The sequence below is a fragment of the Sphingobacterium sp. HJSM2_6 genome, assembly GCF_049316305.1.
Taxonomy (GTDB): Bacteria; Bacteroidota; Bacteroidia; order Sphingobacteriales; family Sphingobacteriaceae; genus Sphingobacterium.
In genome coordinates, this window is record NZ_JBMOXB010000036.1 from 1 (window position 1) to 1,849 (window position 1,849).

The following is a 1,849-nucleotide window of genomic DNA, read 5'->3' on the forward strand; positions in this document are numbered from 1 at the left end:
TTTTTTTCTATTATCAAAACGATCTAAATGTAGCTCAGCTTTTCAGAGACGGGCTCTAGAAAGGAGGTATTCCAGCCGCACCTTCCGGTACGGCTACCTTGTTACGACTTAGCCCCAATTACCGGTTTTACCCTAACACGCTCCTTGCGGTTACATGCTTTAGGTACCCCCAGCTTTCATGGCTTGACGGGCGGTGTGTACAAGGCCCGGGAACGTATTCACCGCGTCATTGCTGATACGCGATTACTAGCGAATCCAACTTCACGGGGTCGAGTTGCAGACCCCGATCCGAACTGTGAATGGCTTTTCGAGATTGGCATCACATTGCTGTGTAGCTACCCGCTGTACCATCCATTGTAGCACGTGTGTAGCCCCGGACGTAAGGGCCATGATGACTTGACGTCGTCCCCGCCTTCCTCTCTGCTTGCGCAGGCAGTCTGTTTAGAGTCCCCACCATTATGTGCTGGCAACTAAACATAGGGGTTGCGCTCGTTGCGGGACTTAACCCAACACCTCACGGCACGAGCTGACGACAGCCATGCAGCACCTAGTTTCGTGTCCCGAAGGACGGATGCGTCTCTGCATCCTTCACTAACTTTCAAGCCCGGGTAAGGTTCCTCGCGTATCATCGAATTAAACCACATGCTCCTCCGCTTGTGCGGGCCCCCGTCAATTCCTTTGAGTTTCACCCTTGCGGGCGTACTCCCCAGGTGGATAACTTAACGCTTTCGCTTGGACGCTTACGGTATATTGCAAACATCGAGTTATCATCGTTTAGGGCGTGGACTACCAGGGTATCTAATCCTGTTTGATCCCCACGCTTTCGTGCATCAGCGTCAATAACGGCTTAGACAGCTGCCTTCGCAATCGGTGTTCTGAGACATATCTATGCATTTCACCGCTACTTGTCTCATTCCGCCGTCTTCAACCGCATTCAAGCACTTCAGTATCAAAGGCACTGCGACAGTTAAGCTGCCGTATTTCACCACTGACTTAAAGTGCCGCCTACGCACCCTTTAAACCCAATAAATCCGGATAACGCTCGGATCCTCCGTATTACCGCGGCTGCTGGCACGGAGTTAGCCGATCCTTATTCTTCGAGTACGTTCAGCTATCTACACGTAGATAGGTTTATTCCTCGACAAAAGCAGTTTACAACCCATAGGGCAGTCATCCTGCACGCGGCATGGCTGGTTCAGAGTTCCCTCCATTGACCAATATTCCTTACTGCTGCCTCCCGTAGGAGTCTGGTCCGTGTCTCAGTACCAGTGTGGGGGATTCTCCTCTCAGAGCCCCTAGACATCGTTGCCTTGGTGAGCCGTTACCTCACCAACTAGCTAATGTCACGCGAGCCCATCCATATCCTATAAATATTTAACTAATCGATGATGCCATCAATTAGTGTTATGCGGTCTTAATCCGAATTTCTTCGGGCTATCCCCCTGATATGGGTAGGTTGCTCACGCGTTACGCACCCGTGCGCCACTCTCACCAAAGATTAGCAAGCTAACCCCTGGATCCCGTCCGACTTGCATGTATTAGGCCTGCCGCTAGCGTTCATCCTGAGCCAGGATCAAACTCTCCATTGTAAAATGAAGTGTAAGATCGAGACTATTTATAAAATAGAATCGTCTTATTTAATGTTATTCTCCCGTCTCTGATTTTCTGAATTGATTTCTTTAGATTTCATTCAGCTTGCAGTGTTAAACTGCTTGCTGAGCTACATGATCATTTTGTTTTAAAGAACTTTTAGCGCCTGGGCATCTCGCTTCGGCTTTATATTTCTGTTAGTTTCCTAACGTCAATCTTTCTGTTTTTCTAAGCTTCGAGCGTCGCGCTCGTTGCTGTT

Annotated in this window: 1 rRNA gene; it reads right to left on the minus strand. The window is 49.2% G+C overall.

What is annotated here, in order from left to right:
• Positions 1-59: 59 nt before the first annotated feature.
• Positions 60-1,589, minus strand: a 16S ribosomal RNA gene (locus ACFRAE_RS17655).
• Positions 1,590-1,849 lie beyond the last annotated feature (260 nt).